The following is a 24,294-nucleotide window of genomic DNA, read 5'->3' as shown; positions in this document are numbered from 1 at the left end:
CTTTACCTCATCAGGCGAGGGTGCTCTTGATCTCCTCGATGGATTTCTTCGCCGCTTCCTGCGGGGAAATCCTGCCGAAGTGGACCTCGGTGTTGTACCGGGTCAGGACTTCGGACACGGGGCTGGATCCTGCCGGGGGCACAGCCGGGGCTTCGCCCACCTCGTCGGCAATGTCATCGATGAATTTGGCCGTCAGTGCATCGGTGGGAGTCAGCTTCGGCGCTATGGCCGCCCGGACTTCCGAGTTTCCCGGGATGCCACGGTCTGCGAGGCCAATTTCGCCGGCCTCGACGCTGTTGGCGAGGAAGTCGATAAACTTCTGGGCCTCCGCGGGATGCTTGGTCTTGGAACTGGCCGACCAGAACTGCGAAGCCTTGTAGAACTGCTCAGCGCTGGACGCCTTGCCTTCCACGCTCGGCGGGCGGTGGATTTCCAACGCTTGTCCGGACGCCTTGCTGAGGGCGCCAAGCTGGTTGGACCAGTACCACGCCATCGCGTACCGGTTGGTGGCAAGGCCCTGCTGATCAACTGATGCGCTGGCGTCTTCCGTTATCACGGACGCCGACGGGACAGCCTTGGCGTCACGGAGCGATGCCTGGTACTCGAAGTACTCCGTGGCATCGGCCTCATCGAAGCCCAGTCCGCCGTCGTTGGTGAAAAGGGATTTCCCATGCTGCCGCATCCAGAGGTTGAAGGAGGCATCACCGGTGATGGGTCCTGAGCCGGAGACCCCGTCCTTGCTCTTGGCGGTGATGGAGGCCGCCGTTTCCAGGTACTCATCCCAGGTCCAGCTCGAATCATCAGGCAAAGGCACCCCGCTGGCGGACACCAGGGCGGGGTTGGCCATGACCACCATCGCGTTCATGCCTGCTGTGACCGCATACAGCCCGTCTTGCGTCCTGCCCGCATCCGCGGCCGCCTTGTCGAACTTGGATAAGTCCACGTCCTTCAGTTCCAGGAGCGCGCCGCGGTCGGCATATTCACCCAGGTACTGGGCATCCATCTGAATGATGTCCGGCGCATCCTGTGATGCCACTTGGGTGGCCAGCTTGTCCCAATATCCGGACCAGTCGCCGTACTCGCCCTCGATGTTGATGTTCGGGTTCTTCGCTTCGAAGGCGTCAATGAGTTCTTGGGTCATCTTGTGGCGAACGTCGGAACCCCACCAGCTGAAACGCAAGGTGACGGGTCCATCCGACGCGGCCGGTGAGCCGCTTCCGCAGCCTGTAAGAGCCAGTGCCGAGACGGCCAATGCGGCTGCCATTTTGGAAATTGTGGACTTTCGGGCACGCAAAAGCATTCGTGGTCCTTCGATGTTGCACAAGGGGGGATGCATGGGGATGCTGTGAGAAAGCGCTTTCTCACAGAAAGCCTAGGTGTGGGCCACGCCACACGTCAAGGACACCCCTCGAAAGTTACTTCCGGGCTGGGACTTGGGCGCGGGCGGAGCTAACCGCGGGTGGAGCGCATCTTGACTGAGGCCGAAGCCAGGATCAGCATGCCCGGCACCACTACAAAGAGGGCCACCAGCATCCACACGAAGACCACGGCGGCAAAGAGCGCGGAAGCCAGAAGCAGGGAACCCGTCCAGTCGCGAACGGACAGTGTTTTTGCCGCGGCCAGCGCGGAGGGCCAGGCAGGCTTGCCTGTTGCACCCTGGCTTGCTTCAGCCTGGCTTCTTGCAGCATGGCCGAAGCCGGGGGCGGAGGCGGAGGAGGCGAAGTCTGACCATGCCGCGGCAGTGCGCAGGAGCAGGATCGCCCCCGCCGCGGCGAGGACCAGGGTGGCAGGAAGGATCACTGCCCGGCCGGGCAGTTGCCCCACCATTGCGAGCAGCAGGTTGAAGGTGATCGCGACGGCGGCTGCCGCCGTCGTGATTCCCAGCTTCCAGCTGCCCGGCAGGGCGGAGCGGAAGGTGCCCCAAAGGGCACGGATGGAGTCGTCCCGGCCGGAGAGGTGCCGCTCCAGATGGGCTATGCCGGCCGCGTAGGCGGCGGGAATGGTGACAAGCGGGATGGACAGCACCAGCACGAGCAGTCCGGCCAGCAGCGTCTCGGAAAACAGTGCGAACCGGTTTACCGGGATGGGTTCATTGTGGCCTGACGCGGGTGTGGTGCTGTCCATGATGCTCATTTTCCGTCTCTGTCTTCGGTCGCCGTCAGCCCTTGAGGCCCTGGGTGGAGACGCCCTCAACAATGTAACGCTGGAACACCAGGAAGAACACCAGCACCGGCAGCAGGGCCAAGACGGACATGGCGATCATGGCGCCGTAGTCCGAGCTCTGGGTCTGGTCCACAAAGAGGCGCAGGGCCAGCGGCAGCGGGTATTTCTCCGGCGTGTTCAGGTACAGCAACGGGCCCAGGAAGTCGTTCCAGCTCCAGATGAAGGAGAAGATCGACGTCGAGATCAGGGCCGGCTTCATCAGCGCCAGCATGATGGACCCGAAAATCCGCACGTGGCCCGCGCCGTCGATGCGTGCTGCCTCGTCCAGTTCGGCCGGAAGGTTGCGCATGAACTGGACCATCAGGAACACGAAGAACGCGTCCGCGGCCAGGAACTTGCCTATCAGCAGTGGGACATAGGTATCCACCAGGCCAAGCTGCTGGAAGACGATGTACTGCGGGATGATCACCACGTGGAACGGCAGCAGCAGGGTGGCGATCATCATGCCGAAGAAGACACTGCGGCCGGGGAACTTGATCCTCGCGAACGCATAGGCTGACACGCTGGCCGACAGGACGGTGCCCGCCACAGCGCCGATGGCCAGGATCAGGGAGTTGGTGAAGAACTGGAGCGTGGACACGCCGCCGATCCCGTCCATCGCCGTGACGAAGTTATCGAAGCTGAAGTTGTTCGACCACAGCGATGTGTTCGCGCCGCCGATTTCGGCGTTCGGCTTGAACGAGGAGGCGATCATCCACAGGCCCGGATACAGGACCACTGCCGTGAGGGCGAGGGCCACCACATGGAAGATGGTGCTCTTGGCGCGCTTGGCCCCGACCGATTCGGACTTGGGGTTGTAGTACGGCACCTCTGCGTCCGGGGTGGACTGGGTGGGGGTTGCCATGGTTGTCATTTTGTATCACCGCTGTAATGGACCCAGGACTTGGACGTGCGGAAAATAATCAGGGTCAGGATGCCCACAACGATCAGGAGAAGCCAGGCCATTGCTGAGGCGTAGCCCATCCGGAAGTCGCTGAAACCGCGCAGGTACAGGTAGAGGGTGTAGAAGAGGGTGGAGCCGGCCGGGCCGCCTTCACCGTTGGAAATGATGTAGGCAGAGTTGAAGATCTGGAACGCGTGGATGGTTTCCATCAGCAGGTTGAAGAAGATCACCGGTGAAAGCATGGGCCAGGTGATGTTGAAGAACTTCCGCACGGGACCGGCGCCGTCCATGGACGCAGCCTCGTAAAGATCCGCCGGGATCTGCTTCAGGCCGGCGAGGAAGATCACCATCGGCGCGCCAAACTGCCAGACCGTCAAGAGAATGAACATCGGCATGGTCATGGCCGGGTTGCCCACCCAGCCGCCCAGGTTGATACCAAAGATGGACAGGCCCTGGTCCACCGGGCCTGCGTCGCCGAACATGGCCTTCCAGACGATGGCGATGGAGACGGACGCGCCGATCAGGGACGGGGCGTAGAACGCCGAGCGGTAGAAACCCTGGCCGCGGCGCTTGCTGTTCAGGAGCATTGCCACTGCAAGCGCGGCGGCGAGCTTGAGCGGGGTACCGAACACCACGTAACTGACGGTCACGCCCACCGACTGCAGGAACCGTTCGTCCTGGAACAGGGTGGTGTAGTTGTCCAGCCCAATCCACTTGGGCGGCTCGAACAGGTTGTAGTTGGTGAAGGAAAGGTAGAGCGAGGAAATCATGGGCCCAACAGTGAGGGCGATGAATCCCAGCAGCCAGGGCAGCAGGAAGGTGTAGCCGGCGCGGGCGTCCGCCCCCCGCTGCCGCGACTTGCGCGGCAGCGGGGAGTCGGACTGCGCCGAACGCCTGCTCAATGTTGGGCTTTGAGTCACGAGTTCAATCCGTCAGTTGTGAAAGCCTGGATCAGGCGTTCTGCTTGATGAGGTCTTCGGCTTCCTTGAACCATGCGTCGGCTGCGCCGTCGATGGTCAGCTTGCCGTAGTTAAGATCGGAGGCGACGCGCTTGAAGGAAGCCTCGAGGGTACCGAACCCGACGATGGGCGGCTCGGGAGCGTCCTTCAGGTATTGCTCGATGGATTTTTCGTAGTCAACCACGAGCTTGTCGGCGCCCTCGAAGGTGGTCCCGTCCCGCTGGGTCTTGGAGGCCGGAACACCGCGGGACGTCTTGAAGATCTGGCCCACCTCTGGATCGTTGACCATAAAGTCGATGAACCGGGCAGCGGCGTCCTTGTTCTTGGTCTTGGCGCTGGCCACCATGAGCATGGAGGGCTTCAGGAACAGGCCAAGGTTGTCCGGGTCATCGGAGGGAACCGGCACGACCTTGAGCGCCTTGGCACCGCTGTCCGCGAGGTAGCCGGCCATGTAGTTGTCCCACGTGACTTCCGTGGCGGTAGCGTTTGAGCCGAACGGGGACTTGGGCGCGAGCTGGGTTACCCGTTCTTCAGAGACGAGGGCAGGCGTGCCACGCAGGTCAGCGGTGAGGTTCCACCACTTCTTTAGGTCATCCTTGCCGAAGCCAAGCTTGCCGTCCTCTGTGAACGCTTCGATGTTGTTCTGGCGCAGCCAGATGTTGAACATCCACCAGACCGACGTGTAGTCGGTTGAGCCAAAGAGTGCGCCGTTGCCCTTCGCTCCAACCTCGGCCAGGAACGTGTTGAACTCCTTGTAGGTCCAGCTGCCATCCGGCTCCGCTATACCGAGGGATGCAAGCTTTGCTGGATCGTAGTAGACGGCGAACGCGTTGGTGCTGGTGGGGATGCCGTAGGTCTTGCCCCTGATCTGGCCGGAGGGCAGCAGCGACTTGTCGAACGCGGAGGTGTCGATTTTGACTGTGCTCAGGTCCAGGAGCTGGTTGCGCTGGCCGTAGTCCCGCAGGTAGGACAGGTCCCACTGCATGACGTCGGGCAAGCCCCCGCCGGCTGCCTCGGTTGCGCGTTTCTGCCAGTAGCCGGGGAAGTCGGTGAAATTGCCGTTGACCTTAATGTCCTTGTTCTTCTCTTCGAACAGGGCAATCGCCTTGCGGGTGCGCTCGGCGCGGTCATCGTTGCCCCACCAGGTGTAGTTGATGGTGACCGGGTTGTCCGCGGAACCGGTCTGGCTGGGTGCGGGCTGGCCGCAGGCCGCCAAAGCGGCGGCAGATGCGCTGCCGATTGCCACGGTGGTGAGAAAATTCCTTCTATTGATCACGAGAGCCTCCTTGCTCAATTGTGCAAACCCTTTTCTCAACATCAACGTGAATAGTGAGGTGGCTTACATGCCTTCTGAAACGATACAATATCGTCATTCCCAGATTTGGGCAAGCGTTTTCCAAGGATCTGGTTCAGCTAGGTTTTGATTGACCCATAGACAAAGGAGTCCTATGACTTTGCAGCAAGCCTCCGGCCCGTCGAGCGTCTGGAGCAAGGTTGAAGGGATCGCCTACGGCGGCGACTACAACCCGGAGCAGTGGCCGGAAAGCGTCCGCCTGGAGGACTTGGAGCTCATGAAGGAAGCGGGGGTCACGTTCCTCAGCGTGGGGATTTTCTCCTGGGCCCTGCTGGAACCGGCCGAAAACGAATACGACTTCGACTGGCTGGACGAGGTCCTGGACAACCTCGCCGCCTCCGGCATCAAGGTGGCGCTGGCCACGGCCACCGCTGCTCCCCCGGCATGGCTGGTCCGCAAGCATCCGGAGATCCTCCCCGTCACGGCTAACGGAACCGTGCTGGGGCCGGGCTCCAGGCGCCACTACACGCCGTCGTCAGCCGTTTACAGGCGATACGCAACAGGCATCACGCGCGTCATTGCGGAGCGGTACAAGGACCACCCGGCCCTGGCGCTCTGGCACGTGGACAACGAGCTGGGCTGCCACGTCTCAGAGTTCTACGGCGAGGAGGACGCCGCAGCCTTCCGCCTGTGGTTGGAGCGGCGGTACGGCGGCATCGAGGCCCTCAACGAGGCCTGGGGGACGGCGTTCTGGTCCCAGAACTACGGTTCGTTCGACGAGATCCTGCCGCCCAGGGTTGCACCGTCCACACTGAACCCGGGGCAGCAGCTGGACTTCCAGCGGTTCAACTCCTGGGCGCTGATGGACTACTACCGTGCGCTCGTGGACGTACTACGGGACGTCACCCCGGACATTCCGGCCACCACCAACCTGATGGCCTCAAGCGCCACCAAATCCATGGATTATTTTGAGTGGGCCAAGGACCTTGATGTCGTCTCGAACGACCACTACCTGGTGGCAGCGGATCCGGAACGGCACATCGAACTGGCGTTCAGCGCGGACCTGACCCGGGGAATTGCTGGCGGTGACCCGTGGATCCTGATGGAACATTCGACGTCGGCAGTCAACTGGCAGCAGCGCAACCAACCCAAGATGCCTGGCGAAATGCTCCGCAATTCCCTCGCGCACGTGGCCCGCGGCGCGGACGCCGTGATGTTTTTCCAGTGGCGCCAGAGTTTTGCCGGCTCGGAGAAGTTCCACTCCGCCATGGTCCCGCACGGTGGACGGGATACCCGGGTGTTTCAGGAGGTGGTGGGCCTCGGAGCCGCGCTGAAGCATCTCGGACCCGTCCGTGGTTCCCGGGTGGATTCCAAGGCTGCCATCGTGTTCGATTACGAGGCCTGGTGGACTAGTGAAAGCGACTCCAAGCCGAGTCAGGACGTGACGTACCTGGACCTGCTGCGGGCCTTCCACCGGTCCCTGTTCCTGCGCGGCATTTCGGTGGATATCGTCCATCCTTCTGCATCGCTGGACCGCTACGACCTCGTGTTGGTCTGCACGCTTTACTCGGTCACTGATTCCGCTGCCGAGAACATTGCCGCTGCCGCAGAGGCCGGCGCCACAGTGCTGGTCAGCTATTTCAGCGGGATCGTGGACGAGAAGGACCACGTCCGGCTGGGCGGTTACCCTGGCGCCTTCCGTGAGCTGCTGGGCGTACGGGTGGAGGAATTTCATCCGCTGCTGGCTGGCTCACAGCTGAAGTTGAGCGACGGCGGGGTCTCATCTGTCTGGAGCGAACACGTCCACCTCGCTGGCGCGGAAGCCGTGCAGATGTTCAACGAATACCCGTTGGAGGGAGTCCCATCGCTCACACGCAGGGCCGTGGGCGATGGCTCAGCGTGGTATCTGGCCACCTTCCCGGACCGCGACGGCGTCGAGTCCGTTGTGGACCGGCTGCTTGCGGAATCCGGGGTGGCGCCCGTCACCGACGCGGACGCCGGCGTCGAACTGACGCGCCGCCGTGCCGCGGACGGCAGCAGCTTCCTGTTCGCTATCAACCACTCGCGTTCGTCCGCAACCGTGCACGCCTCAGGGGTTGATCTCCTGACCGGTGGGCGGTTCAGCGGGACGGTTGACGCGGGAAGCGTGGCGGTGGTCGCGGAGGACTGACGCCGTGCGGGGGGCTGCGTCCGGGGTCGCGTCGCATGGAACGTTCGACGGCGGTGCGCGGGTTGATCGGCTGGCCCGCGGGTGGGCGCTCACCGAGTGCGCCGCCAGTGCTCCTCTGCAGGTCCTCGCGGGACTGAGCCGGACAGGTCCGCCTCGGTTCTACGCGGCCCACCAATCAATCTTTGGAGCCGTAAGCGCAGCGCGGCTTAAATGTCAGTGCCCTTTGGCAGAGTGTTCCTATGGAAGCTCTTAGAGTTCAGCACGCGGGGCACGGCGGTATATCCGCCGTACTGAGGCGCCCTGATCCGCCTGTTGAGGACGCGTCCGGCATCAGGGCGTTCGACGGCGGCGCGGACGTGGATCGGCCGGCCCTCCGTAGCGTGCCAGCCACTTGGACGACCCGTTATTGTCGTACCCCTTTGGCAGAGTAGTCCTATGGAAGCCATTGGGGATCAGCTTGCGGAGTACGGCGGCAGCGTCGCCTTACTGGCCCGCGCTTCCACACCGGCGGAATCAGGGACCAGAGCGTCCGACGGCGGCGCGGGAACAGGAGTGTTCGACGGCGGCGCCCGGCCGGCTCTTTCGGCCCACCCTTCGGTGGGGCTGGCGGACGCTGTTGCCCTGGTTCATGCTGCCGCCGCGGCTGCTCCCGAAGAACTCGCTATGGCCGGCTACGTCGAGGCCGCCAATTACGCGGGCCTGGTGGAGGAGCTCTCCCGGACTACGGAGTACCTGCAGATCCTGGGAGCCGGCACCGTGGACCGCGCCCGCACCCGGGCAATCGCCGCCGCGGCAACAACCCGGGCCGCCCGGACAGGACGGTCCTGGGTCACCGGCTGGGACCACGGAACCGAAACCCTCACCGAAACCGACGCCGCATGGCCCAACCACACCGCCACCATCGAGGGCACGACCAGGCCTGTTCCGGTGTCGCCGGCTGACGACGGCTGCCGGAACACCGCCGAGTTCCTGCGGATCAGGCTCAGGATCGGCATCACCGAAGCCCGCCGCCGGCTCCGCCTCGCCCACGACGTCCTGCCCGCCACCACCCTCACCGGCGACCGGATACCACCGGCCCGCGAACACCTCGCCGCCGGACTCACCCCCACCATCCCCGACAGTGACACGGAAGCGGCGGATCCCGCACTCTCAGCCGCGGTGGCGGGCCCGGTGGTGTCCTCCCGGGCCGGGACCATCATCAGCCTCACCCTGGACCGGCTCCAACACCACACCACCCCGGAGACCCTGGCCCGGATCGAACAGGACCTCACCCGCACGGCCGCGACCGCAGGCCCGGACTTCCTCGCCCGGGTAGCCCGCCGCTGGGCCGACACCATCGACGCCGACGGCACCGAACCAACAGAAGAAGCCCTCCGCCACACCCAGGGCGCGTTCATCCGCAAACCCCGCCACGGCCTCCACCACCTCGAAATCTTCGCCACCACCGACCAGTACGAACACCTCCTCACCGTCATGAACACCGCCACCAACCCCCGCACCCACACCACACCCACCGGGCAGCAGCCCCACACCAGCACCGACGCACCAGCGACAGATACCGGCACTCACGCGAATCAACACATCTGGCAGGACAACGACGTCGACCTGGACCGGCGCACACGCTCCCAAAAACAACTCGATGGCATCATCAGCGCCGTCAAAGCCGGACTCACCACCAACACCCTGCCCACCACCGGCGGCAACCGCCCCCAAATCCTCGCCACCATCAACTACCAGGACCTCCTCCCCCACACCACCCACACCAGCCCGGAAGCAGATCAGGAAACCGGATCGCTCACAGACGCTGGACCAGGAACAGGGACGGGGAACTTCACCTTCACCGGCCCCGTCGCCGCCACCACCCTGCGCAAAATCGCCTGCGACGCCGACATCATCCCCGCCCTCCTGGGCACCGACGGCGAAATCCTGGACCTCGGCCGCAAAACCCGCCTCTTCACCGCCGCCCAACGCCTCGCCCTGACCGCCCGCGACCAAGGCTGCACCTTCCCCAACTGCACCATCCCCGCACCCTGGTGCGAAGCCCACCACATCACCTACTGGTCACACGGCGGACCAACCACCCCCGACAACGGCACACTCCTCTGCAGCCACCACCACCACCTCATCCACAAAGACCAATGGACCATCCAAACCACCCACGGCACCCCCTGGTACATCCCCCCACCCCACATCGACCCCCAACAAAAACCCCAACAAAACCACTACTTCAAACCCCCACCACCACCGCAAACAGAGTGACGGGACTGTCTGAATAACGGTGTGTGGGGTCCGGCCTGATCCGAAAGGAGATGGCCGTGTCAGATTCCACGACCGAGATGACAGGGGTGATGATCGATCCTGTGACGGGAGAGATCATCGATCAGAAGGAGCTTGCGGAGCGGTTGCTCGCGCAGGCCAAGGAACAGGGTGTGAGCCTGGTAGGCCCGGGTGGGCTGCTGAACCAGCTCACGAGGAATGTGCTGGAGACCGCGCTGGAAGCGGAGCTGACCGAGCACCTCGGGCACGAGCATGGCCAGAGACCGATCGCAGCCAACATGCGCAACGGCACCAGGTCAAAGACCGTGCTGACCGAGATCGGCCCGGTCGAGATCGAGGTGCCCCGGGATCGGGACGGCTCGTTCGAGCCGGTGATCGTGCCCAAACGGAAACGGCGTCTGGACGGAATCGACCAGATCGTGCTCTCGCTGTCCGCCCGGGGGCTGACCACGGGGGAAATCGCCGCGCACTTCGAAGAGGTCTACGGGGCCAAGGTCTCCAAAGACACCATCAGCCGCATCACGGAGAAGGTCGCCGGGGAACTGGCCCAATGGTCGGCCCGGCCTTTGGATCCGATCTACCCGGTGCTCTTCGTTGACGCGGTCGTGGTCAAGGTCCGTGACGGGCAGGTGCGCAACACCCCGTTCTATGTCGTCATGGGGGTCACCACAAGTGGTGAGCGGGAGATCCTGGGCATCTGGGCAGGCGACGGCGGCGAGGGTGCACGGTTCTGGCTGCAGGTCTTCTCCGAGCTGAAGAACCGGGGCGTTGAAGATGTGTTGATCGCCGTCTGTGACGGGCTCAAAGGCCTGCCGGAGGCGATCACGACCACGTGGGAGCGAACGGTGGTGCAGCAGTGCGTCGTGCACCTGATACGCAACAGCTTCCGCTACGCCGGACGCCAGCACCGCGACGGCATCGTCAAGGCGCTCAAGCCCGTCTACACGGCCCCGTCAGAGCAGGCGGCGAAGGACCGGTTCGCCGAGTTCACGGCCGAATGGGGCCAGCGATATCCGGCAATCGTGCGGCTCTGGGAGTCCTCCTGGGCTGAGTTCGTGCCATTCCTGGAGTACGACGTGGAGATCCGCCGGGTGATCTGCACAACGAACGCGATCGAGTCGATCAACGCCCGCTACAGAAGGGCTGTGAGGGCCCGCGGGCACTTTCCGAACGAGGCCGCGGCCCTGAAATGCCTGTATCTGGTCACCAGATCTCTTGATCCAACCGGCGGCGGCCGGGCACGCTGGGTAATGAGGTGGAAGCCTGCGCTGAACGCGTTCGCGATTACCTTCGCCGGTCGGTTCGAAAGAACCACTCACTAATGAAAACCGGCCGGACCCACACACCGTTTATCGGACAGTCCCAAGCCGACCCCCGGAAGCTGTCATGATGTGCGGTGTTGCGGGGTCAGGGAAAACCACCTTTGCCCAGAAACTGGAGCGGGCCGGCTACACCAGGCTGTCCATTGACGAGGAGCTGTGGCGCCGTTATGGCAGGTACGGCGTGGACTACCCCGAGGCGCAATACCCCGAATACAGTGCGCAGGCGGAAGTTCACCTGAAGTCTGAATTGGCTTCAGCTCTTCGCCGGGGCAGCGATGTAGTGGTGGATTTCAGCTTTTGGCAGAGATCCAAGCGTGATGCCTACAAGCGGCTGATCGAGGGCGCAGGCGCTGCGTGGCGGTTGATTTACCTCAAGGTGCCGGAGGAAGTCCTTCGCACCAGGTTGCAGAACCGCGCGGGAAGATTCGACGCCAACGCAGCCTTCCCCATCACGGAATCCATCCTCGCGTCCTATCTCGCGGGCTTTGAAGAGCCTAAGGATGAGGGCCAGGAAACTATCGAGATTGGGCACTCCTGACAGCGAAGGACCGCTCCAAAGCAACCTTAAACAACTCCGTCCCGGCCGGAACCTAAGGTTCCAACCGGGACGGAAGCTGCCACCCGCCGTCGGACGTCCCCCCAAATAAAACGAGACGTTCGCGAGGTCAATCCAGAGCCGCTTCGGCGAGTGAGACTTAGCTGGTTATGGCTGACTTCATTTCATCCACTGCCTTCTTGCCGGCCTCGTCCGTGGACAGCCTGTTGAAGAGGACCTCGGAGGTGTATCGCTTGACGATCTCCTGGATGGCTCCCGCACCCTTCGGCGGTGGGGCCGGAGCCTCGCCGAGCTCATCCTTGATCTGGTCAATGAACTTGACCACCTTGATGTCGGCGGGCGTCAGCTTGGGCTCGATGGCGGCCCTGACCTCCGAGTTGGGGTAGACCCCACGGTCGGCAAGGAGGGCTTCGCCTGCCTTGGTGTTGTTTGCGAGGAAGTTGATGAACTTCGCTGTTTCCTCCGGGTGCTTGGTCCGGGAGGATGCCGACCAGAACTGGGACGCCTTGTACCAGAGCTGGGTGTCGGCAGATTTGCCAGTCTTGGAGGGGAATCGCAGGACCTGCAGCTCGCTGCCCGCGGCCTTCTCCAATGCGGGCAGCTGGTTGGACCACCAGAAAGCCATCCCGTTCTTGCCCGTGGCCAGGCCGCTCTGATCCAGCGGGGCCGCCTCAGCCTCCACTACCTCGGACGCGGTGGGTACTGCCTTCTTCTCGCTGAGTTCCTTCAGGAATGCCCACCACTCGGCGATGTCGCCGGGCTCGAAGCCCAGCTTGCCGTCCGAGGTGTATAGGGACTTGCCGTTCTGCCGGAGCCAGACGCCCAGAGATGCTTCGTCCGTGCCATAAGCGGCGGCACCGTACGTGCCCTTCGGCGACTTGGCCGTTACCTCGGCGGCGATACGCTCGAAGTCTTCCCAGGTCCAGGTCTTGTCATCGGGAAGTTCAACACCGGCGGCCTTGAAGACGGCAGGATTGGCCAGAATGGTGGCGGCGTTGATACCGGCCGCGATGCCTGTCAGCCCGTCCTCGCTCTTGCCGGCGTTCAGGGCAGCCTCGTCAAAGTTGGAAGTGTCGATGTCGTACTTCGACAGGTCCAGCAATGCGCCGCGACTGGAGTACTCGGTGATGTACTTTTCGTCCATCTGGATGATGTCCGGGGCATCATTGGCTGCCACCTGGGTTGCCAGCTTGTCCCAGTAACCGCTCCAGTCGCCGTATTCGGGCTTGATCTTGATGTTCGGGTTTTCGGCCTCGAATGCGGCAATCGCATCCTGGGTCAGCTGGGCGCGCTTGTCGCCTCCCCACCAGGAGAAGCGCAGCTCCACTTTGCCGTCTGCACTCTGCGGAGCGGCGCCCCCGCCGCAGGCACTCACGGCAAGGACGACGGCGGCTGCCGCGGCAACCACTCCCGTCTTACGTAGCCGGCGACGTGCGCCGGTGGATGGTGTCTCTGCCGGATGGTTCTTGGCGGCAGAGTCAGAGCGGGGAAAAAGCGGCACTTGGTACTCCGATCTTCTTTGATCATGTTGCTGGGGAAGATAAACGAGGAAACGCTTTCTTGGATCTGATACTACAAGTAGAAAACTTGTAATACAAGATGCTTTTGAACATCCCTCCGCGGGAAAAGCCGGCGCCCTTCCTCGGGCCTCCCCACACGGCAGGACAAGCCGCTGGCCCGTCCCTGGGGACGGGCCAGCAAGCTAGGCGGGCGGTTAGGGAAGTTGGAGCGGCTGGAGCGGTTGCAGGGGCCGGATCCCGAAACTACTTGATGCCCGTGGTGGCGATGCCCTTGATCAGGAACCGCTGGCCAAAAAGGAACACCAGGAACACCGGCAGAAGGGACACGATGGACATCGCGAACAGCGATCCCCAGCTGGTGGCCGACTGCGAGTCCACAAAGGCTCGCAGGGCCACCGGAACGGTGAACATGTCCGGGTCCGTCAGGTAGATGAGGGCTCCGAAGAAGTCGTTCCACGTCCAGATGAAGGTGAAGATGGTGGTGGTGGCCAGGGCCGGCACCATCAGGGGCAGGATCACCCGCAGGAAGATGCGCGGGTGTCCGGCGCCGTCGATCCTGGCCGCTTCATCAAGGTCCTTGGGGATGCCCCGGATGAATTGGACCATAAGGAAGACAAAGAACGCGTCCGTGGCCAGCAGCTTGGGCACCAGGAGCGGCCAGAAGGTGTTCACCCAGCCGATCTGCGAGAACAGGATGTACTGCGGAACGATTACAACGTGGAAGGGAAGCATGATGGTCAGCAGCATGATGCCGAAAAACAGCTTCTTGCCGGTGAACTGCAGGCGGGCAAAGGCGTAGGCCGCCATGGAACAGGAGATCAGGTTCCCCAGGATGGATCCCACCACCACGATGGCCGAGTTCAGCATGTAGTGGCCGAACGGGTGCGTCAGAGCTGACCAGCCATCCGTGTAGTTGCTCATCTCCAGGCTGTTGAGCCAGAGCCCGGGATCGCGGAAGATGACCTCGTTGGGCCGGAGCGAGGAGACCACCATCCACAGCAGTGGGTAGATCATCAGGGCGCCGGCGAGGATCAGGATGGCGTGCTTGACCAGGGCCTTGGTGCGCTGTAAGCGGCTGAAGGCCAGCGTGCCACGGGATTCCCGTGCCTTCTTGGGCTTGCGGTGGTTCGTAGGCTTACCGGCCCCGGCACTCTTCTTGTCCGGAGCGGGCAGCGTCTGAAGCTTAGTCGTCATAGAAAACCCAATACTTTGCAGCGATGAAGTTGATGGCGGTGAACACACCGATGATGACCAGCAGGAACCACGCCATTGCGGAGGCGTAGCCCATGTCGAACTGGCCGAAGCCCTTCTGGTACAGGTACAGCGTGAAGAACATCGTGGAGTCGGACGGGCCGCCATTGCCGCCGGAGACGATGAACGCCTGCGTGAAGGACTGGAAGGATCCGATGATCTGGAGCACGAGGTTGAAGAAGATGATGGGGCTGAGCATCGGCAGGGTGATCCGCCAGAACTGCTGGAGCGTCCCTGCGCCATCCACCCTCGCGGCCTCGTAGTACATCACCGGGATCTGCCGGAGGCCCGCCAGGAAAATGATCATCGGGGCACCAAAGGTCCATACGTGCAGCAGAACGATGGATCCCAGTGCGGTGCTGGGATCGGAAATCCAACCCGGTCCCTGGACTCCGAACATTGCGAGGACCTGGTTCACCAGGCCAGTGGTTCCGAAGATCTGCTTCCAGAGGATGGCAACGGCGACGGAGCCCCCCAGCAGTGACGGCAGGTAGAACACCGACCGGTAGAACGGAAGCCCGCGCAGGCCCTTGTCCAACACCAGGGCGATCAGCAAGGCCACAGCGAGCTGAAGCGGGACGCCGACAAAAACGTAGGTGAAGGTGACCCCCAGCGAGTTATGCAGCCGTGCGTCGCTGAGCATCCGGATGAAATTGTCCAGCCCGGTCCATTCCGGCGGCTGCAGCAGGTTGTAGTCCGTGAAGGACAGGTAAAGGGACATCAGCATCGGCCCGATGGTGATGGCCACCAAACCCACCAGCCACGGCAGCAGGAAGATGTAGGCGGCTTTGTTGTCCCGGCCGTTGGCTTTCTTCTCGGCGGCGGTCACCGGCCCTTTGCGTTTGGCAAGGGTACTGAGTTCACTGATGGCACTCATTGCGGCGACTCCGCTTCAGCCAGCAGACCTGCTGCCGCCGGCACACCTGCCGGCAGGCCTACCGGTCGCGGCGTCCTGGGTATATGTTCAGCGGCCATGTGGTCTCCTTTGGTCATCGTGGCCCTCCACGTCTTGGGTGATCGCCCTGGAGCAATCATGTTACGTACCGCCTCCGGTGGCAGACTCTGTTCAGTGCAGAACGCAGATGCTGTTGTCCGGATCCGGCCACCGTCCAGCGGGACATTGAAAAAGCGGCTTCATACCAAAGTAAACGGTTTCTTGACTCCTGTATAGCCCTTTGTTAGTTTTTGAGAAAGCGTTTTCTGCACGATGAAACACTCTACTCAACAAAACGACGCCTGAGAGGCAGGACAATGCGGTTTGGTCTCAAGAAGTCAGTATTGGGGGTTGCCGGCGCAGCGGCGGCCCTGGGAATGATCCTTACCGGCTGTGGCGCGGGCGGCGCAGCCTCCGGAAAGGTGGGAACGGTAGAGGATCCCGTGACCATCCGGTTCGCTTGGTGGGGCAACGATTCCCGGGCCAAGACAACCCAGGAAGTCATCAAGGCCTTTGAAGCCGCCAACCCCACCATCAAGGTGGAGGGCGAGAACACCGAGTTCAGTTCCTACTGGGACAAGATGGCCACCCAGATTGCCGGCGGCACCACTCCCGATGTCTTCACCATGAGCGGCGCGTACCCGGGCGAATATGCCAGCCGCGGCGTGCTCCTTGACTTGGACAAGGTGAAGGACCAGCTCGACACCTCCAAGTTCGCGGACGGGACAGTGGACCTGGGCAAGATCGCGGGCAAGCAATACACCATTACAGCCGGGGTGAACGCAATGTCCATGGTTATCGACCCCAAGGTCTTCGAAGCAGCCGGCGTGGAACTTCCGGATGACGAGACCTGGACGTGGGACGACTACGCGGACATCGCTGCACAGATCACCAAGAACTCGCCGCAGGGCACCTTCGGCACCACCCCCATGGCCAACGACTCGTTCCTTGCCGTCTGGGCCCGCCAGCATGGCGAAGACCTTTACACCGACGACGGCACGAAACTGGGCATCAGCGAGGACACCGCGGCTGAGTGGTTCGGGCTGAACAAGAAGCTCATGGAAACCGGTGGTGCGCCGTCGGCCTCGCAGACGGTGGAGGACGGTTCCGCGCAGCCCGAACTGACACTGATGGGCCAAGGAAAGCAGGGCATGAAGATCTCCTGGAGCAACCAGATGAACTCCTACTCGGGATCGCCTCTGGTCATGATGAAGCTGCCGGGCGAGAGCACGCGGCCCGGCTCATGGCTGCGGTCATCCATGGAATACGCGATCTCCTCAAAATCTGCGCACCCCAAGGAAGCTGCCCAGTTCATCAACTACCTGGTGAACAACATGGACGCCGCAACCAAGATCAAGAGCGACCGCGGCATGCCCGCCAACACCGAGCTGAAGGCCGGAATCGCCCCGTTACTCAAGGAGTCGCAGCAGAAGGAAGCCGTGTACCTGGACCGCCTGGCCAAACTGGACATCGAGCCGCCCCTTCCGTTCCCGGCCGGTTCTTCGGCCACCATGGAGGTCCTGAACCGCTACAACACGGATGTACTCTTCGGAAAGGTCAGCCCGCAGGACGCAGCCAAGGGCTTCATCTCCGAGGTCAACCAAAACCTGGGCTGACCTCGGCAACCCTCGAACCACACATTCCGCGAACTTTAGGCAGGTCAGTGAGCACAAATACACAGCCGGTCCGGCCCAGCGCGATCGCCGGCTATGAGGACTGGCCTGCCTACGTTCAGACGCATGCCCGATTCCAGGCCGACACTCGGGCAGCGCAGGAGCTTTCGGACGCCCTCGGCGTTCCGGAAGGGGCCGGTACCCCAGACATCACGCTCCTGTGGGAGGAAACGTACGACGGCGTCACCACCTCCCAGCTCAGCTGGCAGTTGGGATTCGGCCCCCGCACCACGGCCTGGCTGGTGCGGCCTGCCGGCCATTCTGGACCGCTGCCGGGCGTCCTCGCATTGCATTGCCACGGCGGCAACAAGTTCGGCGGGGCGGACAGGCTGGTGGAACTTCCCGAGTCCCACCCGTCTACGGCAGCCGCACGCGCAGGGCACTACGATGGCCGTGCCCTCGCAACGGACGTGGCCCGCAGCGGCTTTGCGGTCCTGGCCCACGACACGTTCGCCTGGGGCAGCCGGCGCTTTGACCTCTCCGCCCCGCCACGGCGGACGGTCTCCGCGCTGGAGGCGCGGAACTCGCAGTGGCGGGAGGACGGCGTCGTGCCTTCCGACGCGGAGCTGTACAACGCCGCCGCGGGATTCCATGAGGACACCGTCGCCAAGGCCGCAGGCCTGCTGGGCACCAGCCTGGCGGGAATGGTGGCGCACGACGACCTTGCCGCCCTGGATATCCTTGCCGGGCTTCCAGGAGTTGATGCCGACAGGCTGGGCTGCATCGGCTTCTCCGGCGGCGGCGGCCGTTCACTGACGCTGGCGGCCCTCAGCCCCCGGATCCGGAACTACGTGGTGACCTGCATGATGGCCACGTTCGAGTCGCTGCTGCCTGCCTACCTGGATGCGCACTCCTGGCTGCTCCAGACGCCCGGACTCTGGCAGCTGGGCGACTGGCCTGAGCTGACAGCAAGGTCCCGAGCCGACGGCTTGCTGGTGCAGTACGCCCTGGCGGATGAACTCTTTCCGGAAGAAGGCATGCGCGACGCCCACCGGACGCTGGCAGCCCTGCACGGGCGGACGGCCTACACCGGAAGCTTCTGGCCAGGCGGCCACGTGTTTACGGCGGAGATGCAGAATGAAGCCATCAGCTATCTCTCCCGGACCCTGGGCGCCGGAAGCCCCTCCGTCCACGATCTTTCGTCTCTTCCCACCATTTAGCCACCGAGGACCCTTTGATGATTCAGCAATCCGCCCCCGCGGCACCCGGCACCCCAGCAGCAACTGCCCCACCGCGCATTGCCCTGGTAGGCGTTCATGGCTACGGCGAACGGCATCTGGCCAACCTGGCCAGGCTCGAGGAATCCGGCGCCCTGGAACTGGTGGCCGTGGCCGATCCCAACCCGCCCGAGGCTGGCAGGCTTGCCGGTTCCGTGGCTGTCTTCAACACCCTGGACCAGCTGCTGGCTGCCGGGCCGGTCCCTGATGTGGTCATCCTGGCCACGCCCATCCAGACTCACGCACCCCTTGCCCTGGCAGCCCTGGCAGCCGGCGCCGACGTGTACGTCGAGAAACCGCCCGTGGCATCCATGGCCCAGTTCCAGGACGTCCTGGCAGCTGCGGACGCCGCTGGCCGGCTGGTCCAGGTGGGCTTCCAGAGCCTCGGGTCCCAGGCCCTGCCGGCAATCCGTGAAACCATCGACTCCGGCGGCATCGGCGACGTGTTCGGACTGAGCGCTACCGGAATGTGGGTGCGGACCAAGTCCTATTTCAAGCGCTCACGGTGGGCAGGAAAGCGCAGCATTGACGGCATCGATGTGGTGGACGGCGTGGCCACCAACGCGCTGGCGCACGCCGTCGCCACCGCGCTGAGTGTTGCCGGCGCCCACACCGTGGCCGACGTGTCCTCCGTGGAGACGGACCTGTACCGTGCGCATGACACGCAAAGTGACGACACTTCTGTCATCCGCGTCCGCACGGCGGGCGGGAGGACCCTGCTCTGCGTGCTGACCCTGTGTGCGCCCGAACAGCAGCACCCGTCTGTCACGGTCCACGGGACGCAGGGAGAGATCACGTTCTTCTACACCAAGGACGAAGTGGTCATCACCACGCCGGACGGCGAGCGCAGGGAGACCTTCGGCCGGACCGACCTCCTGGAGAACCTGCTCGACGCCCGGACCTCCGGCACGCCGCTGCTCTGCGCCCTGGCCGGCACCGGTGCATTCACCTGTGTCCTCGAAGCCATCCGTACAGCGCCCGACCCCCACGAAATTGGCCCTGACCACATCACTTGGGAGGGCCACGGGGACGACGCGCACCCCGTGGTCCACGGAATTGCCGGACTGATCGAACGCGCCGCCAAAGCCCAGGCCACTTTTGCTGAGCTGGGCGTCCCGTGGGCGCGCAGCCTGCCACCGGTCCGGACCTTCACCATCGGCGGGCACCCCGTGGCGGACTATCAGGACGGCAGCCGCATCCGCGCCGTATCGTCGCCGCGGCCGTACCTGCATCCGGTCCGTACGCTCGCCGGAACCGTTGTGACCGGCCACCAGCCCCTGGACCATGTGTGGCACCTGGGTGTCGGAGTGGCGCTCCAGGATGTGGACGGCGTGAATTTCTGGGGCGGCCGGACCTACACCCGGCCGGCGGGTGAATACGTCTGGCGGCCGGACCACGGGAGCATCGTCCACACTGGCGCGGGAGCCCACGACGGCGACCGGGGCGGAGCGCAGGACGGCCGGCTGATCGAGTCCCTGTCCTGGAATGGCCCCGACGGCCGCCCCGTACTCCGAGAGCAGCGCACCTGGACGTGGGACGCCGTCGGCCCTTCAGTCTGGCGACTGGGACTGGACTTTGCCCTCTCCCCCGCCGGCGACCGGCCGGTGAGCCTGGGCAGCCCGGGCTCGAACGGCCGCCACGAGGGCGGATACGGCGGCTTTTTCTGGCGGCTCCCGGAATGCGCCGGAGCCAACGTGTGGACTCCTGACGGGGCGGGCGAGAGCGCGGTCCATGGAAGTGTGACGCCGTGGCTGGCCTGGTCGGGAACGTTCGACGGCGGGACCTCGGGCAGAAGGACCTCCGACGGCGGGAGCTCGGGCAGCGCCGCTGCCGCCACCCTGGTGTTCGTGGCCGCAGAGAGTTCCACGGACCCGTGGTTCGTCCGCGTGGAGGGATACCCGGGCGTGGGCCAGTCGCTCGCCTGGGACGTGCCGGTCATAGCCGAACCAGGCGCACCGGTGCGCCGCAGCGTCACCGTGTTCGTCGCGGACGGCATTTTAGGTACCGCAGACATTGACACGTTGATCAACCAGCAGGGGAAAAAATCATGAGTCCAACAACCGCCGCCGCAGCCACCTCGCTGGCAGCCACGCCGGCTTCAGCGGCCCAGCCTTCCCTCACCCAACCTGCCCCCAACCAGCCTTCCCCCGCTCACCCTTCGGCCGCTGGTCTGGCCAAGGACACGGGCAGCCGCATGCCCCCGGCTTCGCCCGCGGACAGGGACGTCAAACGGCGCCGGGTATTGGACATTCTCGATGCCAAGGGCCGGGACAGCCTGCTGCTGACCACCCACACGGCGCTGACCTGGTACCTCGACGGCAGCCGGGTCCACGTCAGCCTGGCCGGTGACCCGATCGCGGCGATGCTGGTGGACCGGGACGGCGACCACCTAGTGACGTTCAACAACGAGGCCGGGCGCATGGCCGCGGAGGAACTGCCGGCCGGCGTCTCCGTCCACCCACTACCCTGGTACGGGAACCTGCACGAGGCCGCCGCCGCCGTCGGGAGTTCTTCCAACAGCGCGCCCTTGGCTGAGGCTGAAATTGCCGCGGAGCTCAGGGCTGCGCGCCAGCAGCTCCTGCCGGGCGAGAGTGCGCGTTACGCCCACCTCAGCGCGGAACTGGCTGGCATCATGACCGATGTACTGGCCACGGCCCGTCCGGACACCACCGAGTTTGAGCTGGTGTCCGCCCTCGCTCGCCGTGTGGTCGCCGCCGGCGCAGAACCGCTGGTGCTCCTGTGCAACGGCCACTCGCGGGGCACGTTCAGGCATCCGCTGGCCACGCATTCTCCCCTGGGCCGCCGCGCCATGGCGGTGGTGTGCGCCCGCAGGGACGGCCTGGTAGCCAACATCACCCGGTGGGTGAGGTTCGACGCCGGCACCCCGGAGGAGCTCGATGCCGAGGCCCGGATAGCCGCCGTGGAGGCCGACATCTTCGACGCTACGGTTCCCGGCGCCCGCCTGGACCGGATCTTCGCCGAAATCAAGGCAGCCTATGCCCGGCATGGTTTCGGCGCCGATCAGTGGGAGCACCACCACCAGGGCGGGCCTGCCGGCTACGCGGGGCGCGACCCGCGCGTCACTGCAGCGGTGACCGACACGGTGGTGCTGAACCAGCCGTTCACCTGGAACCCGTCCGGGCCGGGAGTGAAAATCGAGGACACCATCCAGCTCACCGAATCGGGTATCACGGTCCTTACCGTGGACGGGCGCTGGCCCGCCACCACAGTCAACGGTCTCAAGCGGCCACAGACGCTACAGCTCTGACCCATTCGAGGCGGAAACACAAATCGTGGCCGCAACAGAGGGTCACAGGTCTAGACCAACACACGCTTTCAGTGATCTCAGGGGTACGAAATTCACGCAGACTACGGCCGACGGAGCCAATTTGTGCTGATTTGACTTGAATTCCGGGCCCGATTCGGCAGGTAATTCTTCCCTCACAACGCCGGGGCAGAGCCGCCGTCCGGAGCGCACGGCGAGAGGTGCTGGACAGCCTTTTCGCAGGTCAGAGCGTTTTTTTGGAGTGTTTCTTCTCACCACCGGAGTCCTTGCGGGCTGAACGGGCAGGTCAATAGCGTGACACAGGACCGCCACCTACCAGCGAAGGGACTGCAATGCCATCGGCACCCGCCACGACGGATCCGCCCACTCCAACTGACAGGGACGCGTCGACAGTCCAGCAAGGCCCATCCGGCCCATCTCCTTCCAACAGCGTCCGGAACTACCTCACATCCGGCCTCCGCTGGGACCTTCCGGCGTCCCTCGTGGTGTTCCTCGTCGCCGTTCCCCTTTCCCTGGGGATAGCTGCCGCGTCAGGCGCCCCTGTCATGGCCGGCTTGATTGCCGCCGCCGTGGGCGGGATCGTCGCAGGGAGCCTGGGCGGTTCACCACTGCAGGTCAGCGGACCCGCCGCCGGGCTGACGGTCATCGTCGCCGGCCTGATCGAACAGTTCGGCTGGCAGGCCACCTGTGCCATCACCGCGGCGGCAGGTGTGCTCCAGGCGTTGCTCGGCGTGGCCAGGATCGGCCGTGTTGCGCTGGCCATAGCACCTGTGGTGGTGCACGCCATGCTGGCCGGCATCGGCATCACCATCGTGCTGCAGCAGCTGCATGTGATGCTGGGCTCGGAATCCGCCAGCTCGGCCTGGGAGAACATCATCGCCATCCCGGCAAGCATCTTCGCGGCTGATATCCCGGCTGCAATCCTTGGCGCGGTTGTCATCATCGTGCTCCTCGTGTGGAAGCACCTTCCCTCCCCCGTCCGCCGGATTCCCGGGCCGCTGGTTGCAGTCATCGCCGCAACGGCCCTTTCCCTGCCGTTCCACGTGGACAGGATCACGTTCGACGGCTCGCTGCTCGACGCGTTGTCCTTTCCCCAGCTTCCGGAAGGGAACTGGACCGCAATAGTCATCGGCGTGGTGACCATCGCACTGATTGCCAGCGTGGAGTCCCTGCTCTCGGCGGTAGCCGTGGACAAGATGCACCATGGGCAGCGGACCAATTTCAACCGCGAACTCCTGGGCCAGGGCGCGGCCAACGTGTCCTCCGGGCTGCTCGGCGGACTTCCCGTCACGGGCGTGATTGTGCGCAGCGCCACCAACATTGAGGCCGGTGCCCGGACCCGGAAGTCGGCCGTACTCCACGGGGTGTGGGTCCTGGTCTTCTCGCTGCTGCTGGCGGGCATCATCCAGCTGGTTCCGGAGGCCGTGCTCGCCGGGCTGCTTATTGTCATTGGCTCGCGCCTTGTCCGGGTGGCGGACATCAGGACAGCCCGGGTGACCGGCGACCTTACCGTCTACGGGGTGACCCTGCTCTGCGTTGTGTTCGTCAATCTCCTGGCGGGAGTACTGACCGGCCTGCTCCTGGCGGTGGGACTCGTCCTGTGGCGCGTGGCGCGGGCCAGCATCCATGCTGAAGCGCTTGCCACCGAAGACGGGGAACGGTGGCGGGTGGTTATCGACGGATCATGCAGTTTCCTTTCGCTGCCGAGGTTGAGCACCGTGCTGGCCTCCGTTCCAGCGGGCTCCCACGTCACGGTCGAGCTGGAGGTGGACTTCCTCGATCACCCGGTCCACGACACGTTGGATGCCTGGCGCAACCGGCACACGGCCAACGGAGGCACCGTGGTGATTGAGGAAAGCGGCACTGCCACGCTCCACGCCGCCCAGGCAGGCCCGCCAACCCGCGGCACCTCGCGCTCGGCACTTCGGGGCGGCTTTGCACCGTGGCGCAGCTGGCAGCGCCGCATCCAGGCCGGGCACGCCGCTGCGCCGGACGTTCCGACGCCCCTACGTTCAGTACTCACTGGTGTGGACAACTACCATCGGCGCAACGCCCACCTCGTACGGCCACACGTGCAGGAGCTGTCCTCGTTCCAAGACCCGGACACACTCTTCATAGCCTGCTCCGACTCCCGCCTGGTGCCCAACCTGATCACCAGCAGCGGCCCCGGAGACCTCTTCACCGTCCGGAACGTGGGCAACGTAGTGGGGGAAAGCGGCAGGGACGCTTCCATAGAAGCTGCCCTGGACTTTGCCCTCAGCGAGCTGTCGGTGAAATCCATCGTCATCTGCGGCCATTCGGGCTGCGGGGCCATGACCGCGCTGCACGCCGACCCCCTCAGTTCCGGCACGGAGGGCCCGTCCGATGCGCCGTCCGGCTCCGGGCCGCGGGGGGCCATCGACGTATGGCTCGATCACGCAAGGCCAAGCCTGGCTTCTTTCCGCGACGGACATCCTGTTCAGGTGGCCGCAGCGGATGCAGGGTATGACGCCGTCGACCAGCTTGCGATGGTCAACGTCGCGGTGCAGCTGGAACGGCTCCAGCACCGCCCTGGCCTTCTGGAGGCGGTGGAGGCCGGACGCGTCCACGTGGCCGGGCTGTTTTACGACATCTCCACGGCACGGGTCCTGCGGATCACTCCCTCCGGGATCACTCACCTCGACCAGCTGCCCCGGCAGCCCCTGGCGGAGGCGCTGGAAGCCCAGCCTGTCGGCTAGTTGCCTGGACGG

Annotated in this window: 16 protein-coding genes and 1 pseudogene; 9 read left to right on the top strand and 8 right to left on the bottom strand. The window is 64.3% G+C overall.

The window, feature by feature from the left end; all coding sequences use genetic code 11:
* Window positions 1-10: 10 nt before the first annotated feature.
* The 5 genes from QFZ30_RS02580 to QFZ30_RS02560 all read right to left on the bottom strand — a co-directional run bounded on the left by QFZ30_RS02580 (window position 11) and on the right by QFZ30_RS02560 (window position 5,341).
* Entirely contained in the window at window positions 11-1,264 is a 1,254-nt protein-coding gene (locus tag QFZ30_RS02580; RefSeq protein WP_307073186.1) for an ABC transporter substrate-binding protein, read from the bottom strand.
* A 185-nt stretch (window positions 1,265-1,449) separates the two neighbouring features.
* Window positions 1,450-2,133 (bottom strand): Poxvirus protein I5, encoded by a 684-nt coding sequence (locus QFZ30_RS02575; RefSeq protein WP_307073185.1) that lies wholly within the window; start codon window positions 2,131-2,133, stop codon window positions 1,450-1,452.
* Window positions 2,134-2,158: 25 nt separating this feature from the next.
* Window positions 2,159-3,076 (bottom strand): carbohydrate ABC transporter permease, encoded by a 918-nt coding sequence (locus QFZ30_RS02570; protein WP_307073183.1) that lies wholly within the window; start codon window positions 3,074-3,076, stop codon window positions 2,159-2,161.
* Entirely contained in the window at window positions 3,073-4,026 is a 954-nt protein-coding gene (locus QFZ30_RS02565; RefSeq protein ID WP_307073181.1) for a carbohydrate ABC transporter permease, read from the bottom strand. The genes QFZ30_RS02570 and QFZ30_RS02565 overlap by 4 nt, the downstream gene beginning before the upstream one ends.
* A gap of 31 nt (window positions 4,027-4,057) precedes the next feature.
* The gene (locus QFZ30_RS02560; RefSeq protein WP_307080005.1) at window positions 4,058-5,341 is read right to left on the bottom strand and encodes an ABC transporter substrate-binding protein; all 1,284 of its coding nucleotides are present in this window, start codon (window positions 5,339-5,341) and stop codon (window positions 4,058-4,060) included.
* A gap of 172 nt (window positions 5,342-5,513) precedes the next feature.
* On the opposite strand from QFZ30_RS02560, the gene QFZ30_RS02555 reads away from it, so the two are divergent.
* From QFZ30_RS02555 to QFZ30_RS02540, 4 genes and pseudogenes are all read left to right on the top strand, one after another.
* Complete coding sequence (locus QFZ30_RS02555) at window positions 5,514-7,529, top strand: beta-galactosidase (RefSeq protein WP_307073179.1); 2,016 nt, start codon at window positions 5,514-5,516, stop codon at window positions 7,527-7,529.
* Window positions 7,530-7,964: 435 nt separating this feature from the next.
* Complete coding sequence (locus QFZ30_RS02550; RefSeq protein ID WP_307073177.1) at window positions 7,965-9,788, top strand: HNH endonuclease signature motif containing protein; 1,824 nt, start codon at window positions 7,965-7,967, stop codon at window positions 9,786-9,788.
* Window positions 9,789-9,877: 89 nt separating this feature from the next.
* On the top strand, window positions 9,878-11,128 hold the full coding sequence (locus QFZ30_RS02545; RefSeq protein WP_307080003.1) for an IS256 family transposase: 1,251 nt from the start codon (window positions 9,878-9,880) through the stop codon (window positions 11,126-11,128).
* A gap of 49 nt (window positions 11,129-11,177) precedes the next feature.
* A pseudogene (locus QFZ30_RS02540) lies at window positions 11,178-11,666 on the top strand (AAA family ATPase); the annotation flags it as partial.
* A 157-nt stretch (window positions 11,667-11,823) separates the two neighbouring features.
* Here QFZ30_RS02540 and QFZ30_RS02535 read toward each other — a convergent pair.
* From QFZ30_RS02535 to QFZ30_RS02525, 3 genes are all read right to left on the bottom strand, one after another.
* On the bottom strand, window positions 11,824-13,185 hold the full coding sequence (locus QFZ30_RS02535) for an ABC transporter substrate-binding protein (RefSeq protein ID WP_307073175.1): 1,362 nt from the start codon (window positions 13,183-13,185) through the stop codon (window positions 11,824-11,826).
* Between the two features lie 262 nt (window positions 13,186-13,447).
* The gene (locus tag QFZ30_RS02530) at window positions 13,448-14,398 is read right to left on the bottom strand and encodes a carbohydrate ABC transporter permease (RefSeq protein WP_307073173.1); all 951 of its coding nucleotides are present in this window, start codon (window positions 14,396-14,398) and stop codon (window positions 13,448-13,450) included.
* Window positions 14,388-15,332 (bottom strand): carbohydrate ABC transporter permease, encoded by a 945-nt coding sequence (locus QFZ30_RS02525; protein WP_307073171.1) that lies wholly within the window; start codon window positions 15,330-15,332, stop codon window positions 14,388-14,390. The genes QFZ30_RS02530 and QFZ30_RS02525 overlap by 11 nt, the downstream gene beginning before the upstream one ends.
* 374 nt (window positions 15,333-15,706) lie before the next feature.
* On the opposite strand from QFZ30_RS02525, the gene QFZ30_RS02520 reads away from it, so the two are divergent.
* From QFZ30_RS02520 to QFZ30_RS02500, 5 genes are all read left to right on the top strand, one after another.
* On the top strand, window positions 15,707-17,005 hold the full coding sequence (locus QFZ30_RS02520; protein WP_307073169.1) for an ABC transporter substrate-binding protein: 1,299 nt from the start codon (window positions 15,707-15,709) through the stop codon (window positions 17,003-17,005).
* Between the two features lie 47 nt (window positions 17,006-17,052).
* Window positions 17,053-18,222, top strand: a complete 1,170-nt coding sequence (locus tag QFZ30_RS02515; protein ID WP_307073168.1) for an acetylxylan esterase — start codon at window positions 17,053-17,055, stop codon at window positions 18,220-18,222.
* A gap of 17 nt (window positions 18,223-18,239) precedes the next feature.
* Window positions 18,240-20,330 (top strand): DUF6807 family protein, encoded by a 2,091-nt coding sequence (locus QFZ30_RS02510; protein ID WP_307073165.1) that lies wholly within the window; start codon window positions 18,240-18,242, stop codon window positions 20,328-20,330.
* Between the two features lie 143 nt (window positions 20,331-20,473).
* Complete coding sequence (locus tag QFZ30_RS02505; RefSeq protein ID WP_307080001.1) at window positions 20,474-21,547, top strand: M24 family metallopeptidase; 1,074 nt, start codon at window positions 20,474-20,476, stop codon at window positions 21,545-21,547.
* Between the two features lie 350 nt (window positions 21,548-21,897).
* On the top strand, window positions 21,898-24,282 hold the full coding sequence (locus tag QFZ30_RS02500; RefSeq protein ID WP_307073164.1) for a bifunctional SulP family inorganic anion transporter/carbonic anhydrase: 2,385 nt from the start codon (window positions 21,898-21,900) through the stop codon (window positions 24,280-24,282).
* Window positions 24,283-24,294: the final 12 nt, after the last annotated feature.

Origin of the sequence: Arthrobacter pascens, from assembly GCF_030815585.1 — a bacterium.
Classification (GTDB): domain Bacteria; phylum Actinomycetota; class Actinomycetes; order Actinomycetales; family Micrococcaceae; genus Arthrobacter; species Arthrobacter pascens_A.
Note: the sequence above shows the minus strand (reverse complement) of the source record. Positions and strands in the feature narration are given on the sequence as shown.